This window comes from Pseudomonas sp. A125 (genome assembly GCF_055409485.1).
Genome location: NZ_JBUZVP010000009.1, coordinates 39,667 through 54,491, shown reverse-complemented (window position 1 = coordinate 54,491; position 14,825 = coordinate 39,667). Strand labels below are relative to the sequence as shown.

The 14,825-nt window shown below is 60.5% G+C and carries 17 protein-coding genes; 6 read left to right on the top strand and 11 right to left on the bottom strand.

Annotated elements, in window-relative coordinates:
• Positions 1-3: 3 nt before the first annotated feature.
• The 4 genes from ACZRN6_RS14160 to ACZRN6_RS14145 all read right to left on the bottom strand — a co-directional run bounded on the left by ACZRN6_RS14160 (position 4) and on the right by ACZRN6_RS14145 (position 3,639).
• Positions 4-180 (bottom strand): hypothetical protein, encoded by a 177-nt coding sequence (locus tag ACZRN6_RS14160; RefSeq protein WP_322143356.1) that lies wholly within the window; start codon positions 178-180, stop codon positions 4-6.
• Between the two features lie 140 nt (positions 181-320).
• Positions 321-2,549: an ATP-binding protein gene (locus ACZRN6_RS14155; protein WP_464008230.1), complete on the bottom strand. Its 2,229-nt coding sequence runs from the start codon at positions 2,547-2,549 to the stop codon at positions 321-323.
• Complete coding sequence (locus ACZRN6_RS14150; protein WP_322143358.1) at positions 2,546-3,160, bottom strand: biliverdin-producing heme oxygenase; 615 nt, start codon at positions 3,158-3,160, stop codon at positions 2,546-2,548. Before ACZRN6_RS14150 ends, ACZRN6_RS14155 begins: the two co-directional genes overlap by 4 nt.
• A gap of 101 nt (positions 3,161-3,261) precedes the next feature.
• Complete coding sequence (locus ACZRN6_RS14145) at positions 3,262-3,639, bottom strand: response regulator (RefSeq protein WP_322143359.1); 378 nt, start codon at positions 3,637-3,639, stop codon at positions 3,262-3,264.
• Positions 3,640-3,809: 170 nt separating this feature from the next.
• Here ACZRN6_RS14145 and ACZRN6_RS14140 point away from each other — a divergent pair, with 170 nt between their 5' ends.
• Both ACZRN6_RS14140 and ACZRN6_RS14135 read left to right on the top strand, forming a co-directional pair.
• Entirely contained in the window at positions 3,810-3,968 is a 159-nt protein-coding gene (locus tag ACZRN6_RS14140; RefSeq protein WP_464008229.1) for a hypothetical protein, read from the top strand.
• Entirely contained in the window at positions 3,965-4,348 is a 384-nt protein-coding gene (locus tag ACZRN6_RS14135; RefSeq protein WP_322143361.1) for a c-type cytochrome, read from the top strand. Before ACZRN6_RS14140 ends, ACZRN6_RS14135 begins: the two co-directional genes overlap by 4 nt.
• Position 4,349: 1 nt before the next feature.
• Here the strand turns inward: ACZRN6_RS14135 and ACZRN6_RS14130 are convergent, their stop codons facing one another.
• Positions 4,350-5,270 carry an AraC family transcriptional regulator gene (locus ACZRN6_RS14130; protein WP_464008228.1) on the bottom strand — a complete coding sequence of 307 codons (921 nt, stop codon included), beginning with the start codon at positions 5,268-5,270 and terminating at the stop codon, positions 4,350-4,352.
• A 98-nt stretch (positions 5,271-5,368) separates the two neighbouring features.
• Here ACZRN6_RS14130 and ACZRN6_RS14125 point away from each other — a divergent pair, with 98 nt between their 5' ends.
• Complete coding sequence (locus tag ACZRN6_RS14125) at positions 5,369-6,334, top strand: oxidoreductase (protein ID WP_464008227.1); 966 nt, start codon at positions 5,369-5,371, stop codon at positions 6,332-6,334.
• A gap of 98 nt (positions 6,335-6,432) precedes the next feature.
• Here ACZRN6_RS14125 and ACZRN6_RS14120 read toward each other — a convergent pair whose 3' ends face one another.
• The 3 genes from ACZRN6_RS14120 to ACZRN6_RS14110 are packed head-to-tail and all read right to left on the bottom strand — an operon-like array spanning position 6,433 to position 10,318.
• The gene (locus tag ACZRN6_RS14120) at positions 6,433-8,451 is read right to left on the bottom strand and encodes an LTA synthase family protein (protein WP_464008226.1); all 2,019 of its coding nucleotides are present in this window, start codon (positions 8,449-8,451) and stop codon (positions 6,433-6,435) included.
• Positions 8,451-9,050: a hypothetical protein gene (locus ACZRN6_RS14115; protein ID WP_322143365.1), complete on the bottom strand. Its 600-nt coding sequence runs from the start codon at positions 9,048-9,050 to the stop codon at positions 8,451-8,453. The genes ACZRN6_RS14120 and ACZRN6_RS14115 overlap by 1 nt, the downstream gene beginning before the upstream one ends.
• Entirely contained in the window at positions 9,050-10,318 is a 1,269-nt protein-coding gene (locus tag ACZRN6_RS14110) for a sialidase family protein (protein ID WP_322148620.1), read from the bottom strand. The genes ACZRN6_RS14115 and ACZRN6_RS14110 overlap by 1 nt, the downstream gene beginning before the upstream one ends.
• Positions 10,319-10,498: 180 nt before the next feature.
• Here ACZRN6_RS14110 and ACZRN6_RS14105 point away from each other — a divergent pair, with 180 nt between their 5' ends.
• Together ACZRN6_RS14105 and ACZRN6_RS14100 are read left to right on the top strand one after the other, a co-directional pair.
• On the top strand, positions 10,499-11,161 hold the full coding sequence (locus ACZRN6_RS14105) for a response regulator (RefSeq protein ID WP_464008225.1): 663 nt from the start codon (positions 10,499-10,501) through the stop codon (positions 11,159-11,161).
• Positions 11,158-12,555: an ATP-binding protein gene (locus tag ACZRN6_RS14100; protein WP_464008224.1), complete on the top strand. Its 1,398-nt coding sequence runs from the start codon at positions 11,158-11,160 to the stop codon at positions 12,553-12,555. Before ACZRN6_RS14105 ends, ACZRN6_RS14100 begins: the two co-directional genes overlap by 4 nt.
• On the opposite strand, the gene ACZRN6_RS14095 is transcribed toward ACZRN6_RS14100, so the two are convergent.
• The 3 genes from ACZRN6_RS14095 to ACZRN6_RS14085 are packed head-to-tail and all read right to left on the bottom strand — an operon-like array spanning position 12,512 to position 14,448.
• Positions 12,512-12,982, bottom strand: a complete 471-nt coding sequence (locus tag ACZRN6_RS14095) for a hypothetical protein (RefSeq protein ID WP_464008223.1) — start codon at positions 12,980-12,982, stop codon at positions 12,512-12,514. The two genes, ACZRN6_RS14100 and ACZRN6_RS14095, sit on opposite strands and share 44 nt — an antisense overlap.
• Positions 12,979-13,269, bottom strand: a complete 291-nt coding sequence (locus ACZRN6_RS14090; protein WP_464008222.1) for a colicin E3-like toxin immunity protein — start codon at positions 13,267-13,269, stop codon at positions 12,979-12,981. Before ACZRN6_RS14090 ends, ACZRN6_RS14095 begins: the two co-directional genes overlap by 4 nt.
• Positions 13,270-13,284: 15 nt before the next feature.
• The gene (locus tag ACZRN6_RS14085; RefSeq protein ID WP_464008221.1) at positions 13,285-14,448 is read right to left on the bottom strand and encodes an S-type pyocin domain-containing protein; all 1,164 of its coding nucleotides are present in this window, start codon (positions 14,446-14,448) and stop codon (positions 13,285-13,287) included.
• 191 nt (positions 14,449-14,639) lie between these two features.
• Here ACZRN6_RS14085 and ACZRN6_RS14080 point away from each other — a divergent pair, with 191 nt between their 5' ends.
• Entirely contained in the window at positions 14,640-14,786 is a 147-nt protein-coding gene (locus ACZRN6_RS14080; RefSeq protein WP_464008317.1) for a hypothetical protein, read from the top strand.
• The last annotated feature ends 39 nt before the right edge of the window (positions 14,787-14,825 follow it).

The following is a 14,825-nucleotide window of genomic DNA, read 5'->3' as shown; positions in this document are numbered from 1 at the left end:
CGCTCAGAGCAAGCTGCCGCCCAAGCCGCTTAACGCACCGCCTTGTTTTTTGCCCGACGGCTCTTCCTTGGATGGGGAGGACGGTTGGACGGGCTCGACGGGTTGAACCGGCTGAACCGGCTGAACGGCTTGATAAGGTTGAATCAGGCTTTGGTTATGGAAAACGTTACCAACGATCATGGGTGTACCTCTTGTTAAACGGGACGTTTGCGTTGCGCATCAGCTCCCTCTGAGTACGTCCTGATCTGTGGCGGTGGCCCGGTACAGCGTTCCGGGTCATCGGGTTTCCATTTGCTTCGCCGTCTCAACCAATGGCGGTTTCAAGCTGGCTTGGGCACCGTAAACCGAAACTCGCTGCCCCGGCCCAATTCGCTCTGCGCCTCGATCCGCCCGCCATGGGCCTGCACGATGCCTTGGGTGATGTACAGCCCCAGGCCGCTGCCGGTAGGGTTGTTTTCGGCTTGGGTCCAGTAGCGATCAAACACGTGCGGTAATTGTTCAGGGGCAATCCCGTCGCCGGAATCACGCACCGAAAACACGATATCTTCACCGTTGCTCAATGCGCTGATGCCAATATTGCCCTGGCGTGGTGTGAACTTGATGGCGTTGCCGATCAGGTTCGACAGCACCTGGAACAGTCGCTCCGGGTCCGCGTTGATTTGCAGCCCGGGCTCGGCATTGAAAGACAGGTCGATGGCCTTTTCCATCGCGAGCGGCGCCAGCAGTGAATAGGCCTCTTCGAACATCTGGCTTACATCCAGCGCCACCGGCTTGACCGTGTAGCGCCCGGCTTCGATCTTCGAGGTGTCGAGCAAATCTTCCAGCAGTACATTCATGCGCCCGGCGGCTTGTTGCATGGTGTCGATGGCCGAGGAAATCCGTCGCGAGGTGTGTGGGCCCTCGGAGCTGAAAGTCTTTTGCATCATGCCGCAGAGCATCGAGATAACGGTCATCGGGTTGCGCAAGTCGTGGGAAACCACCGCCACCAGTTCATCCCGCGCACGCACGGCCTGTTGCTCGCGCAGCACCTGGCGGGCCAGGTCATTTTCCAGGGCCGAGCGGCGCAGGTCGTTGGCGGCGAAGCGGTCGCCGTGGCTCCACTTGGTGGAGATGCCGGCCATTTCCACCTTCCAGATCTCAAACGAGGTGCGTGGGCGCAGGTGCAGGCCTGCGTCGGTGCTTTCCAGGCCCAGTGGTTTATTCGGGTCGCCGCTCCAATTGATGTTTTCCTTCACTTCAGGGCGGAACCACAGCACGCCATTGTCCACTGGCTTGGGCAAACTCATGGCCAGCACGCCACTGGCGACCTGCTGATAGTCAACCGCCGGCGGATAAATCGAGGCCAGGTTATGGCTGGCAAATACCGGCTGCCCGGTCTCTTGCAGCCATTTGTGCAGGGCGCGAATCTGAGCGGGTTCCGGGCAGTTGCCGTAGCGGTGCAGTTGCTTGTCTTCGATGATCGCCACGCCGCCCGCCAGGGCCAGGTCCATCAGCAGTTCGGGACGCTGCGCCAGGCCATCGAAGACGTTGGCGGGCGACGCCTGCATGGCCTGACTGAGCAAGGCCAGGGCCTCGACCTTTTCTTCGCGCTGGCGGCTCAGGTCCAGGGCTTGCATGGCGCTGATCTGCAACGACAGCACCTGGCCGATGGTCTGGCAGGTGGTGCGCAGGTCATTAGGCACCAGCAACGGCTGGCGGTTGCCGCAGCTGATCAGGCCCCAGAGTTTATCGCCGGCCATCAGCGAGATGCTCATGGACGACAGCACGCCCATATTCTTCATGTACTGGCAGTGAATCGGCGACACGCTGCGCAGGGTGGCGAAGCTCAGGTCCAGGGGCTGGCCGGTGTCTGGGCGCAACCGGGGCACCAGCGGCACCGCCTCATAATCGGCGTTGGGGATGATCCGCAGCCAGTTGGTGCGGTACAGCTCGCGGGCCTGTTCGGGGATGTCGGACGCGGGGAAGAACAGGCCGTTGAACAATTCCATCGACGGTGCAGACGCTTCGGCGATCACCTGGCCGTGGCCTTCCTCTTCGAAGCGATAAATCAAGACGCGGTCGTAGCCGGTCATGGCCTGGATTTCATTCACGCTGATTTCGTACAAGGCCTGCAGGGATTTCGCCGATTGCAGGCGTTGCAGCATCTTGCCCAGGTTGCTGGTTCGACCATTGAGCGCCTGAGGCTGGAAATCCTTGAGCCGAGGTTCGAACTCCAGCACCAGCACGTCCTGATGGCGGTGCAGCAAGCCTTCGAACTCGGCGCCGTTGAGGGTCACATGCAGCGGTGGCGCATCGAAGAAACTGTTCTGCGTGACCATGGCCTGGACGGCTTCGGCCGGTTCAGTGCCGATCAAGGTGTGCAGCGGTTGGCCCAGCAGCGATGCTGGAGAGTGGTTGAACAACTCGGCCACGTTGGCACTGACCTGCATGATGTGCAGGTCCGGCTCGGCCAGGGTCAGCAGCGCACCGTGGGGCTGGATGGCTCCCGGAAAGCGGATCGGCTCGTCTGCACAGTTGGCAAGCAGCTCTGCAAAATCTTCGGGGTTCATAGCAATACCTCCTGGCTGTCGAGCCATTGCTCAAAGCAGCTGAATGTCGAGCGGGCCGCGTTCACGGCGCGCAGTTTGGCGTGCGCGTCGAGGGGCACATGGCTCAGGTAATCGAGAAAGTCTTTCCAGCGCCGACCGGTTTCGGCGCCATACACATTGAGAAACGCGCCGCCGTTGTCGGCATCCAGCCCCAGGCGATGGGCCATTTCACGGCGCAGGACCTGGCCGCCCAGGGTGGCGCCTTCCAGCACGTACAGCGCACCCAGACAAGCGGCGGGCGTGTCCAGGGGCGGTAGCGACAGGCAGCGGGGAAGGGCGGCGATGGCTGGGTCATCCAAGCCCAGGGCGTGGAGATCCTTCAGCAAAGTGGGCGTTTTCAGGCGCAGCACCTGATCGAATCCTTCGGGGATCAGGGCGCTTTCGTACAGCGCTGCTTCCAGCGGACTGTAGAACCCGAAATAGGCCTGGACCAGGCGTCGATAACCGTCGTAATCCAGTTGCGGGGAGAAAAACGGCAGGCGTTTTTCCAGGGCGACGTGCAATAAAGCGGTGCCTGAGCGCAACGCTTCAAGCACGGGGGGCGCACCAACGTCATGGGCCTGTGAATGCATTCAGTGAACTCGAACTGGGGGCCTGCTGGCCATATAGGGTTGCGTATTAACTGACCGCAGGAGCTGCCGCGAAGTTCGCTACAACTGATATCGCGACGCTATCAATGCAAGGGTGGGGCCTGTACCAAAGCCGATTGCACGCAATCCAAAAGACCCCTGGCGCTCCATGGCTTGGGCAAAAAGCGCACGCTGGCGCCCAATTCGGATGCGATGGTGGTGTTGCCCGAGGTCAGCACCACCGGCAGCAATGGCCAGCGGTGGGCTACCACCTTGCTCAGGTCGTAACCATTGAGCAGGCCAGGCATCTGGATATCGCTGACAATCAGGTCCACCGGATCATCGGCGCGCTCAAGGAACGTCATCCCTTCGTCGGCGGAGGGAAACGACGTCACCCGCGCACCGAAATCTTCCAGTACATCAATCATCAACGCACGAATGATTTCGTCGTCTTCCAGTACCAATATCGATGGCTGAGCCATGATCCTTACTCCACCATCCGGGTTAAGTAGGGTTGAGTGGGGGGCGGTTGATTAGGTTCGATTGGATGTTTTTTATGCGATGGGTGGTCATTTGGTAGTATTGGCGTTGCGCCACCGGGCAATCGCTGTGTCATGTCGCAGCGTGCCAAGAAGGCAAACCAAGGATTCTCATGTCTATCCGTAACCCGCTCATCCCCGACCTCATCGTGACCGCCCTCACGAGCAGCCTCGACCTGTGGGTCACCCAGTTGGGGTTCGACATCGTGCAAGACCCGGACGGCTATCTGCTGCGACAGTTGGGAGAACGACCTGTGGGGAGCCATTCATGAAATACGCCGCTTTACTGACCATTGCCTTCGTCTGTGGGGTCTTCAGCCTCCAGGCCACGGCGCAAGGCGATGCCGAAGCCGGGGGGAAGTTGTTCAGCAAAACCTGTGGCGGTTGCCACAGTGTCGGCGAAAACGCCCGGGGCGGTTTCGGGCCACAGCTCAACGGCATCATTGGCCGCCCGGCGGGCACCACCACGGATTACCAGTACTCGGATGCGATGAAGAATTCAGGCGTGATCTGGACCCGGGACAAACTGGCCGCCTATATCGAGGCGCCAAAAAAAGTCGTGAGCGGCACCCGGATGATTTTCTGGGGGATCAGCGACCAGGAAAAGATCGACAACTTGCTGGCGTACCTGGCGACGTTCCAGGCGCAGTAATTCAGGTTGATTGACGGGACGCATCCCGATAGTGCCTCGGCGCCTTTCCTGTCACCCGCTTGAAGGCGTTACTGAACGCACTTTCAGACCCGTACCCCAACGACTGCGCCAACGCGCCAACCGGCAGATTGCCTTCGCGCAACGCCCGTTGCGCAAGGCGCATGCGCCACTCGGTCAAGTACGCCAGCGGTGGCACCCCGGCGACGCTCTTGAAGTACTGCGAAAAGGTGGTGCGCGACATTGCGGTTGCCGCCGCCAAGGTGTCCAGCGACCAGGCACTCCCAGGCTCGTTGTGCATCAAGCGCAGCGCGGGTGCCAGGCGCTTGTCGCTGACCGTGCGCAGCCAGCCTTCGGCTAATACACCCGACGTCTCGACATAGGCCCGCAGGATCTGGATAAACATCAACTGCGCCAGTTGCGCCGATGCCAGGCTCGCTCCCAGCAAATTGGCGTGCCCCTCATGCGCCAACTGGCCAAGCAGCCATTGCACGATTGGCGCTTGCGGCGCCGTGGCCCGCACGTGGATCAGAGGCGGCAGTGCGTTGGCCAGCAGGCCGCCACTTTCCGGATCCAGTTGCACGTAGCCGCCAATTTGCACACAACCCTGGCCGTCACCGATTTGCGGGAAGCGGCCTGCGTTCGCGAACAACTGCCGCGCGTCCAACGGCGCTACCGACACATCTGCCGCCAGCACGAACGCGCGTTGCGAACACAGCAGGAACACATCACCCGCCTCGATCAACACCGGCGCCGGCTCGCCATCCAGCCATAGCCAGCACTGCCCCTTAACCAGCCCGAAAAACTTGATCTTGTCCGGCGCCGGAAAACGCAGGGCCCAGGCGCCGCCTGCACTGAAACCACCGGTCATCACCGATCGGGCGTTTACGAGGGTGAGAATGTCGGAAAACGGGTCGCTGTGCATATTCGTACGTTTACGCAAGTAAATGGGCTTTTTGAGTATTCAGAGTACGGCTTTCCAAGCGTAGCGTGTTAACCACACGTCCAATGGAGGCTTCTGTCATGCCCACAGCACAAAACCCGATCCATAGCGGCTACGGCGCGGCGACCACCGCCGCCGAAGTGATCCGAGGCATCGAGCTGCGCGGCAAGGTGGCGATCGTCACGGGTGGTTACTCGGGCATTGGCCTGGTCACCGCCCGCACCCTGGCCGCTGCCGGCGCTCACGTGATCGTCCCGGCCCGTGACCCGGCCAAGGCACGCGCAGCGCTCAAACCTTATCCACAGCTGCAACTCGAATCCCTCGAGCTGATGGATGCCCATTCCATCGAGCAGTTTGCCGAGCGCTTTCTGGCGACTGGCCGCCCGCTGCACCTGCTGATCAACAACGCAGGCATCATGGCACCGCCGTTGAGCCGCAATGGCCAGGGCTACGAGTCTCAGTTCGCCACCAACCATCTCGGGCACTTCCTGCTTACCCAGCGCCTGTGGCCGGCCCTGCAACGTGCAGAAGGCGCGCGGGTGGTGGCGTTGTCATCGCGAGGGCATGTGCACGGCGCGGTCGACTTTGACGACTGGAATTTCGAGCGCCAGGCATACGATCCATGGAAGGCCTACGGTCAGTCCAAGAGTGCCAATGCGCTGTTCGCCGTGCATCTGGATTCACTCGGCGCGGCCAGTGGGGTCAGGGCGTTTGCGGTGCATCCCGGCGGGATCATTACCGATCTGGTGCGGCATATGAAGGCTGAGGTCTTGCAGGCTTGCGGCTATGTAGACGAACACGGGCAACCGGTGATCGACCCCGAACGAAACATGAAAACCCCGGAGCAGGGCGCGGCCACCAGTGTGTGGTGCGCGGTGAGCGAGCAGTTGGCGGGTATGGGCGGGGTTTATTGTGAGAACGCAGATGTGGCGGTCGCGGTGAGTGCGCAATCGGAAGAACAGCTGGGTGTGCGGCCGTGGGCGGTGGATGCCGGGTTGGCACAACGGCTGTGGACGTTCAGCGAACAACTTGTCGGAGGACGCTAGGCGCAGGTGTGGGGCCAGCTCGCGCAGTGTCGTGAACCAGCCCCTACCGACTCCTCAAGAGCGCTGCGGCGTTTCTCCCGCACGCTTTCAAACATGCTTCAGCGCACGTTGCGGAACAACATCAACCGCGCACTTTCATGCATCCCACGCGTCAAACCCTGCAACCGCTGAAACTCTTCGGGGTATTGCAGGGCCACGTCTTCCCTCGGCGTTTGTGACGCCAGGTCATGCAGGGTGGGCGAGCTGCCGTCGTGTTCCATTTGCAGCAAAAAGTCTTTGGTTACACCACCGATCAGCGGGAACGTGCCCTCGCGCAATACCAGCGGCACCACGCGTTCACCTTCCGGCGCAGGCTGCTGTATATCGCGGCCCATCGCGCCATTGCGAAACGGGATGCCCGCCATGCCGGCCACGGTCGGCAACAGGTCTGCCAGGCCCACGGCTTCTTCGATCACCCGGGGTTGCAGGCCGGGTGCATGGATCATCATCGGCACGTTGTTGCTTTCCAGCCCAAGCTGCTCGAACGCCGGCGCCATGTGCGGTATCTGGCTGATGCGGGTGTTGTGGTCGCCGAAGAACACGAAGATGGTGTTGTCGTAGTAACCGCCGGCCTTGGCGATTTCCATCAGGCGGCCGATGTTGAAGTCCAGCAGGCGCACGGCGTTGTATTGCTCGACGCTGCGGCTGCCTGCTGCCTGCACTTGCTCCACGGTCAGGTCATGCACCACGAAGCCGTCGTTGTCCTTGGGGATGGTGAACGGGCGGTGGTTGCCGGAGGTTTGCAGGTAGGCGAAGAACGGCTGGTCCTTGGGAATGGCGCGCAGCAGTTCGTCGCCTTCCTTGAACAGGTCCAGGTCGGAAACGCCCCACACGTCTACCCGTGGCGAGCGCCAGTGGCTCTCGTCATACAGCTTCACGCCGTCGATGCTCTGGCGGATCAGCGCGTTGATATTCGCCCAGCCCGCATTGCCGCCGATCATGTAGAGCTTCTGGTACTCCTCGAAAGCATTGATCAACGTGTGTTGCCGGGTGATCAGCGGGTTGCGGGTGGCGGTCTCCTGGCGGGTGACGTCGGGCACGCCGGTGATGCTCGCCCATACGGTTTTGGCGGTGCCGGTGACGGGCACGTAGAAGTGTTTGAAGAACCAGCTTTCCTTCGCCAGTTTGTCGAGGTTCGGCGTGGGGTTCAGCGGGTTGCCGTAGGCACCTACGGCGCTGGTGCCGAGGGATTCGAGCATGACGAAAATCACGTTTGGCGGGCGCTCGCCCTTGAGTCGGTAAGGCTGCACGGCTTGTTCGCGGGCGAAGCTCAATTGCTCGCGATCGGGTTGGCTGACGCCCAGGTAATGGGCGACTTGCGGGTAGTGCTCGCGCACCCGCGCCTCGTCGAACTGCGACTGGCCGACCTTGAGGGTGTCATACAAAAACAGCACCGGGTTGAGGCCCACGGCGGCGATCTGGTTATTGCCGGAAAAGAACGCGTCGCTCCAGCGCAGCGGCACCGGGTTTTCGAGATTGAGGTTGGCGACGCGGCCAAGCAGCGCGAGCAAGACGGCGATCACGCCGACGGTGGCCACGGAGGCAATGGCCAATTTACCGATGGGTTTGCGTTCGCCATCCAGGGTGATGTGTTCGAGGCGAACCAGAGCGTAGGTCCACAGGCTGACTGCCGTAAGCCAACTCAAGGTTATCCACAGCACCGGGTAGGTTTCCCACACCATCTGTTGGGAAATCTGCGCGTCTTCCAGGTAACGCAGCACCGTGGCATTGATGCGCACACCGAGGTAGGCGTAGTGGCCAAAATCGATGATGTACACCAGCCCAACGGCGGCCAGCGCCAGTAGCAGATAACCCCGTGCCAGCCAGCGCAGCGCGGGAACGGTCAGCAGGTTCCAGCGCGGCAGCCAGGCGAGCAAGGCCAGGGGCAACAGGATCAGCACGGCCAGGCGCAGGTCGAAACGCAGGCCGATGCCCACGGTTTCCAGCAGTGCGGGTTCCTTGAGACCGACCCCGGAAAATCCCACTACAAACACCAGCCGCAATGCCGCCAGCAACGCAAAAACCAAACCGATCGCGCCCACGCCGTAGCGCAGGCGGCGCGAGTGCAACCATCCCATCATTGACCTCTGTGCTGTTTTAAAAGAGGGCGCCAGGCAGCCATCGCCAGCATCCACAACCCGGCCACCAGGCAGTAGCCCGTCAGCAGTGGGTCGATCAAATAGTCCCAGTAGTTTTCCGATGCCTTGAACCGCAGCGCGAACGCCAGGGTGCCCGCCGCGAGCATCCACACCGCCAACGTATTACGCAGCCAGAGCATCAACAGCGCTGCCGCGCCAATCAGCACAATCATTGGCCGAGGGTTGAAACCCCAGCGGTAGGGGTCGAAATACGTCAGCCCCATCGTCGCCGGGTACAGCACCAGGCCCAGGGCGCCAAACAGCAGCAGTACCTGGACCTTCTGCGGGCGCTGGAGCGGCTGCACCACACCCAATCGGCACAGGCTGACCCACACCAACAGCATCAGGGTGCTGATGGCCAAGTCATCGGTGAAGCTGCGCACATAGGCCGCCAACGGCAGTTCGTTGACCGGGATAAAGCTCACCACCACCAACACCGGCAGCAGCCATGGGCGCCAGCGCGCCGTGACTTGCAACAGGCTCAACAGCACAAAACCCAACAGCACAAAACTCAAATGCGCTTGCCATACAGAAACCATCACAGGCGCTCCGACAGCCAGGCTTCGTTGAAGCTGACGTGTTTGATAAAGGTGTTATTCCATGAGTACACCAAGTGGTACATGCCGTCCGGGCTGCGGCTGAAGTACGGGTACTCGTATTCGAAATCGCAGCCACGGGGTTTGCATACCCGGTAATCCAGGTTGCTGAGGAAGCGTTGCTCCAGCGGCAGGCGCCGGGCCCCGCTCGATTCACGGAAGCCTTCGCCGATGATTTCCTTGTAGGCCTCGGGGGAGAACGGTTGGCCCAACGGGTCGGGGGATTGGTCCAGCTCCGCTACGGTGCGCCATTGGTTGAGCTTGGCATCGGTGCCGTACAGGCTGAGCTTGAAGCGACCGTCCTGCAGGTCGTTGAGGGCTACCAATAATCCGTCGCCTTCGGTGCTGACGGCGGCCAGCGAGGAGTTGGGGTTGGATGGCTCCAGCGGGTAAGGCTCGCTCCAGGTTTGGCCGGCGTCTTCGGTGCGGCTGGCGAGGACCCGGTGATGGGTCTCGCCGGCGTAACGCAGCATGGCGATGGCGCGCTGGCCGTCCTGCGGGACGATGGTCGGTTGCAGCGAATTCTTCCCACGGCTGATACGGAATTTGTCGACCACCGCACCGTCGGGGCTCAAGTACAGGTATTCGGCGAATTTTCCCATGAGCTCGTGGTACACCGGCAGGCCGATGGAACCGTCGGCATGGAACACCGGCGCGGCGCGCACCAGTGTGCTGATGTTGAAGAATGGCGAGGTGATCAGTTGCCGAGGGGCCGACCAGTTCGTTCCCAGGTCGTCCGAGACCATCACATTGATCGCGCTGGTGGCCCAGCCGCCTACCGACACCGAGACGTAAAACATCCACAGGCGATTGTCCGGGCCCAGTGCGATGACCGGGTTGCCCAGCTTGCGGATGTAACGGTGGGTACCGTCACGGGTGCTTTCGCGGGTGGCGAGTACTTGCTCCGGGCCCCACTCGGCGCTTTTGGCGTCAAAGCGCGCGGTACGCACCTGCACATCGGCGGCGCCTTCGCGCGAACCGGCAAACCACACGGCCATCAGGTCGCCGCCGGGCAGGGCGGTTACAGAGGATGAATGCACAAAGTCATTGAGCTGCGAGGAGACGAAGCGGCTGCTGTATTGCGGGGCGGCCGTGGCGTTTGACGTGTCCTGAACCGATTGCGCAAATGGCGCCAACACATGGGGTGGATGACTGGTCCAGGCAGTAGTAAACACCAGTAGCAGGCTGCAGATCGTTAAAAGCGCGCGTATCGAAAATTTGTCGAAAAAAGGCGTGTTGCGCACAGAAACTCTCTCAACAGGCATAGGAAGTTTCACTGTGCAAAACCAACCTTAGCGAAAGCTTAGTTGGCAACGGCCCGTAACATCTTTCCCGAAATGGCGTTTACAAGAACCCGTCATGATGCCGATGTTTCCCACAGAGAGTCCGCTATGCGCTTGCTCCTAGTCGAAGATGATCGTGCCCTCGGCCAAGGGATTCGCGTGGCCTTGGGCGCCGAAGGCTACACCTTGGACTGGTTGCAGGATGGTGTCAGCGCCTTGCACGCGTTGCGCAGCGAAAGCTTCGACCTGCTGCTGCTTGACCTCGGCCTGCCGCGCCTTGACGGCCTGACGCTTTTGCAAACCCTGCGTGCCGAGCAATACGACCTGCCGGTGCTGATCCTCACCGCCCGCGACGGCACCGCCGAGCGCATCGCCGGCCTGGATGCCGGCGCCGATGATTACCTGGTCAAACCCTTCGACGTCGAAGAGTTCAAGGCCCGCGTACGCGCCCTGTTGCGCCGCAGCCAGGGCCGGGCGCAACCATTGCTGGAGCACGCGGGCGTGAGCCTGGACCCGGCGACCCAACAGGTCAGCTATCAGGGCCAGGACATTGTGGTTACGCCGATGGAATACCAACTGCTCCATCAACTGATGGTGCGCCCCGGCAAAGTCGTCACCCGTGAACGCCTGTCGCGCGCGCTTTATGGCTGGCAGGACCGCGTCGAAAGCAACACCCTCGAAGTACTTATCCACAACCTGCGCAAAAAACTCTCCACCGAACTGATCCGCACCGTGCGCGGCGTGGGCTACGTGGTGGAACTCAAGCCATGAACTCGGTCCGCGCACGCATCCTCATCCCGGTGTTGGTGCTGATCCTGCTGGGGGATGGCCTGATCAGCTGGCTTGTGCTGCGAGACAGCCACCACGAAATCGAACAAGTCTACGACGCCCAACTCGCCCAAAGCGCCCGTCTGCTGCAAGGCGTACTGCGCCAGCGCGACCCCGGCGATGCCGACTGGGACCGCCTCTACCAAGCCTTCGACCAAGCCATGAGCCGCGTCGGCGAGGACGGCGTCGCGCATCCTTACGAAACCCGCCTGACCTTCCAGGTATGGCGCACCGACGGCCAACTGCTGGTGCGCTCCACCGACGCACCAATCCTCAAATCACCGCCCACCGCACTCGGGCCCCACGACCTGATGGAAAACGGCAACGACTGGTGCGCGTTCATGCTTGCCGACATGCAACAAGGCCTGCTGATCTGGGTGGGCGAACGCGATGACATTCGCCAGGACGTGATCCAGCGCATCATCCGCCACACCCTCTGGCCGATCCTGATTGGCGTGCCCCTGCTGGCGCTGTTGATCTGGCTGACCATTGGCTGGGGCCTCAAACCCTTGCGCGCCATGGCCCAGGCCATACGCGGGCGGGACAGCGAGACCTTGCGACCGCTGCAGCTTGAGCCATTGCCCACGGACCTGGAACCGATGCACACCGCGCTGAACCGCCTGCTGGTGCAGGTGGACGACCTGCTGGAGCGCGAGCGACGGTTTATTGCGGATGCGGCGCATGAGTTGCGCACGCCGTTGGCGATATTGCGCATTCATGCACAGAACGCCCAGAGCGCCGGGACTGAGGACGAACGACGAGAGGCGCTGGATTTTCTGGTCAATGCCGTGGACCGGGCGACGCGCATTGGCAGCCAACTGCTGACCATGGCGCGCATCGAGCCGCAGTTGAACAACACCGTTCGCGTGCGCGTGGCGCTGACGGAGTTGGTGCGCGAAGAGCTTGCGGAACTGACGCCCCTGGCGATGGAGAAAGGCGTTGAGTTAGTGCTGGAAGGGGATGAGGAATGCTGGATAGAAACGGACCCGGTGGCGTTGGCGATTGCGCTGCAAAATCTGGTGACCAATGCGCTGAACTTCTCGCCGGCGGGGAGTGAGGTGCGGGTGTTGGTGCGGGGAACGGAAGCGGGAGTGGTGCAGCTGTGTGTGGAGGATGCGGGGCCGGGGATTGATGAAGGGGAGATCGGGCGGTTGTTCGAGCGGTTTTATAGCCGCGGGAACGCGAATGGGGCGGGGTTGGGGTTGGCGATTGTGCAGATGATCGTGGGGAAGATTGGGGGGCGGTTGGAGTTGTATAACCGGGAGGTGGGTGGGTTGTGTGCGCGGTTGAGTTTTAGCGACGGTGGGGTGGGATCGGTGGGAATACCACACCGTTGAAGGTGTGGGTGCAGCAGTTGCAAAACGGCTTCATGAATGCGGGTGTCAGTTGCGGGTTGACCTTTTGCAGCAGGCCAGTCTCGTCGACGTACAAGCCGCTGTAATAGGTAGAGTCGTCCGTTCGTACGTACTCGCTTTTTTCGCTTTCATGCAGGGCCACCATCCAGAACACAGGATCCGGGCTGTCCAGGCGGGCATTGGCTTCGCTGAAAATCGCATCCCATGGGTGACCGACCTTTGACAGTAGAAACCTGAATAGAGGCGTGTAATCGAAGCCGTGCCGGTGATGGCTGTGCATCGAGCCACGGCTTTGTGTGGAATTCTTTTCGCCTTTGCTATGGCGTTGTTGCCTATAGGTGCGGCAACTTCCGTGACGAACGTTGTGCGTCCGGGTGTTGACTGAGCGGTAGAGCGGGGGCTTTTTCATTGGGTTCCTTTATCGTTCCTTGGAGGCTGGGGCGGCCATGTGCCTTGGTAGCTGAAAGAGATTTGGTAATCGAAGTTCACGGGTTCAATTACGTGCTGGAAATGCGGTTGGATAGTCGCTATCCAGCTTGGGCGAACGTTGAACACGTCCGCATATATCGCCGTTTCTTGACTCAACCCTAGTGTTTCAAAAAAGCTTTCCGCGTCATCAATATCTGCCGAGTATTCATCTGCCTTCACGTAATTGCTTTGCTTGTCGTACCAACGCAATCTGACTTTCATAACCATGATGTGTTTTCCACTCTATCTATATATGCGGCGTTCGGGTTTTGCTCGACCTCGACGTTCGCCGGTGTATGGATCGAAGGCGCCGAGGTGGACAAGGTCACTGTTCCGGTAGACTTCTAATTCGCCTTTCTTGGAATCCCACTCAAATATTTTCCTCCCTTTGGCATCTATCCAGCGCTCGCGTAAGCCGCTACCGCCTTTCCTCGGTGTCACGGGTCTTTGGTCTATCAGACCTGGAAAGCCTGTTATGTCTGCAGCGTTGGGGGCCGGGAAATAATCATGGTACGGGTTTTTAAGCCCCTTTCGTGGCTCGTTAACCACCACATACAGCGGCCGAACCCCCGACTCCACCGGGAACACCAGAATAAAATCCCGATACTCCGGCGGATAAATCGGGTTAACCAAAATCTGCTCGGCAGCCTCCGTCGGCGGATAAATCCACATCACCGGCGCTTGCGGTGCAGCCTCCAATGCCGGAATGCCAAGGGTGTCGCCAGGATCAATGGCCGGCGTCCAAATCAGTTCTACACCCTCGCCAAGATCTGCCACGAACTGACTGTGACGACTCTGAAACTGCACCACATCGATCATCTGCCAGTCGGCATTTTTACCGGTGTAAAACCCATACCCCTTCAGCGTCCCGTCGGCGCGTTGCTCGATATGCAACCGCATCCGCGAGCGGGCTTTTTGCAGGTTACGAAGCTGCTCTTCGCTATAGAGCGCACTGTCGCCAAGCTCCGACGGCCAGGCCAACGCCACCAGCCCTGCAAGCAAACTCCCGGCTGCGGCGCCGACTGCCGCAGCCGCGGATTCCAATACCGCTGTGCGCAATACAAGCTGGCCAAGCCCAGCGGGCAGGGCACTGCCACTGATCTTCCTGAGGGACACGCCGCCTTGGCTGTCGACCTCCCGCCCGCCTAAGAGCGTGAAGTGGCCGTAGTCTTTAATCAGCTCAAGCGGCACATAGCCGGTGGGGTTGTTGTAGCTGATGATCCCGTCGGGCAGTTGGCAGGACTTGGCGAATACATGGCCTGGAACTTTCGTGGGTTCAGCCATGGTGACGGGAGGCGCTTCATACAAATCAATGAACGGTGAATACGGAATCTGCTTAGGTTGCGGCGTCAGAATTCGTCGCTTCAGCTGCTCTTCTTCGGTAATTGGATACGCGCGCTCTGTCATGACGACTCACTTCCCTGTGCAAGGAAGTGAGCCTATGAGAGCGGAGAAGAACCTGAAATTCTCGTTGTTCGATAGGAAGTGTGGGAAAAGTCATCAGATCAACAGCGACAATCGCGCTGCACGTTGCGAGCAGCAAATTTACGATATTCCCAATCATGGCCTCCGTGCCCCGGAGTACGACGAGTAAGTAAATTCGTCCACTGTCCTCATTTACTGACGAACAGCGGCGATCGCTGAAGGGGCCGCCGATGGATGCGGGCAATTACCTGGAGATGTTGATGCGGCAGGGGTTGGTGCAGACTACTAAGTTTCTTGGGCCTTATGAGGTGATGTTGTAGAGATAGTGTCAGATGGACTGCATCTGCCGGTCAGATGCT

Excerpts from the sequence above, each read along its gene's own strand:
- ACZRN6_RS14090 (WP_464008222.1), bottom strand. The coding sequence starts at position 13,269 with ATGGTTATGAAAGTCAGATTGCGTTGGTACGACAAGCAAAGCAATTAC.
- ACZRN6_RS14155 (WP_464008230.1), bottom strand. The coding sequence starts at position 2,549 with ATGAACCCCGAAGATTTTGCAGAGCTGCTTGCCAACTGTGCAGACGAG.
- ACZRN6_RS14105 (WP_464008225.1), top strand. The coding sequence starts at position 10,499 with ATGCGCTTGCTCCTAGTCGAAGATGATCGTGCCCTCGGCCAAGGGATT.
- ACZRN6_RS14120 (WP_464008226.1), bottom strand. The coding sequence starts at position 8,451 with ATGGGATGGTTGCACTCGCGCCGCCTGCGCTACGGCGTGGGCGCGATC.
- ACZRN6_RS14135 (WP_322143361.1), top strand. The coding sequence starts at position 3,965 with ATGAAATACGCCGCTTTACTGACCATTGCCTTCGTCTGTGGGGTCTTC.
- ACZRN6_RS14100 (WP_464008224.1), top strand. The coding sequence starts at position 11,158 with ATGAACTCGGTCCGCGCACGCATCCTCATCCCGGTGTTGGTGCTGATC.
- ACZRN6_RS14130 (WP_464008228.1), bottom strand. The coding sequence starts at position 5,270 with ATGCACAGCGACCCGTTTTCCGACATTCTCACCCTCGTAAACGCCCGA.
- ACZRN6_RS14095 (WP_464008223.1), bottom strand. The coding sequence starts at position 12,982 with ATGAAAAAGCCCCCGCTCTACCGCTCAGTCAACACCCGGACGCACAAC.
- ACZRN6_RS14085 (WP_464008221.1), bottom strand. The coding sequence starts at position 14,448 with ATGACAGAGCGCGCGTATCCAATTACCGAAGAAGAGCAGCTGAAGCGA.
- ACZRN6_RS14115 (WP_322143365.1), bottom strand. The coding sequence starts at position 9,050 with ATGGTTTCTGTATGGCAAGCGCATTTGAGTTTTGTGCTGTTGGGTTTT.
- ACZRN6_RS14160 (WP_322143356.1), bottom strand. The coding sequence starts at position 180 with ATGATCGTTGGTAACGTTTTCCATAACCAAAGCCTGATTCAACCTTAT.
- ACZRN6_RS14140 (WP_464008229.1), top strand. The coding sequence starts at position 3,810 with ATGTCTATCCGTAACCCGCTCATCCCCGACCTCATCGTGACCGCCCTC.
- ACZRN6_RS14145 (WP_322143359.1), bottom strand. The coding sequence starts at position 3,639 with ATGGCTCAGCCATCGATATTGGTACTGGAAGACGACGAAATCATTCGT.
- ACZRN6_RS14125 (WP_464008227.1), top strand. The coding sequence starts at position 5,369 with ATGCCCACAGCACAAAACCCGATCCATAGCGGCTACGGCGCGGCGACC.
- ACZRN6_RS14150 (WP_322143358.1), bottom strand. The coding sequence starts at position 3,160 with ATGCATTCACAGGCCCATGACGTTGGTGCGCCCCCCGTGCTTGAAGCG.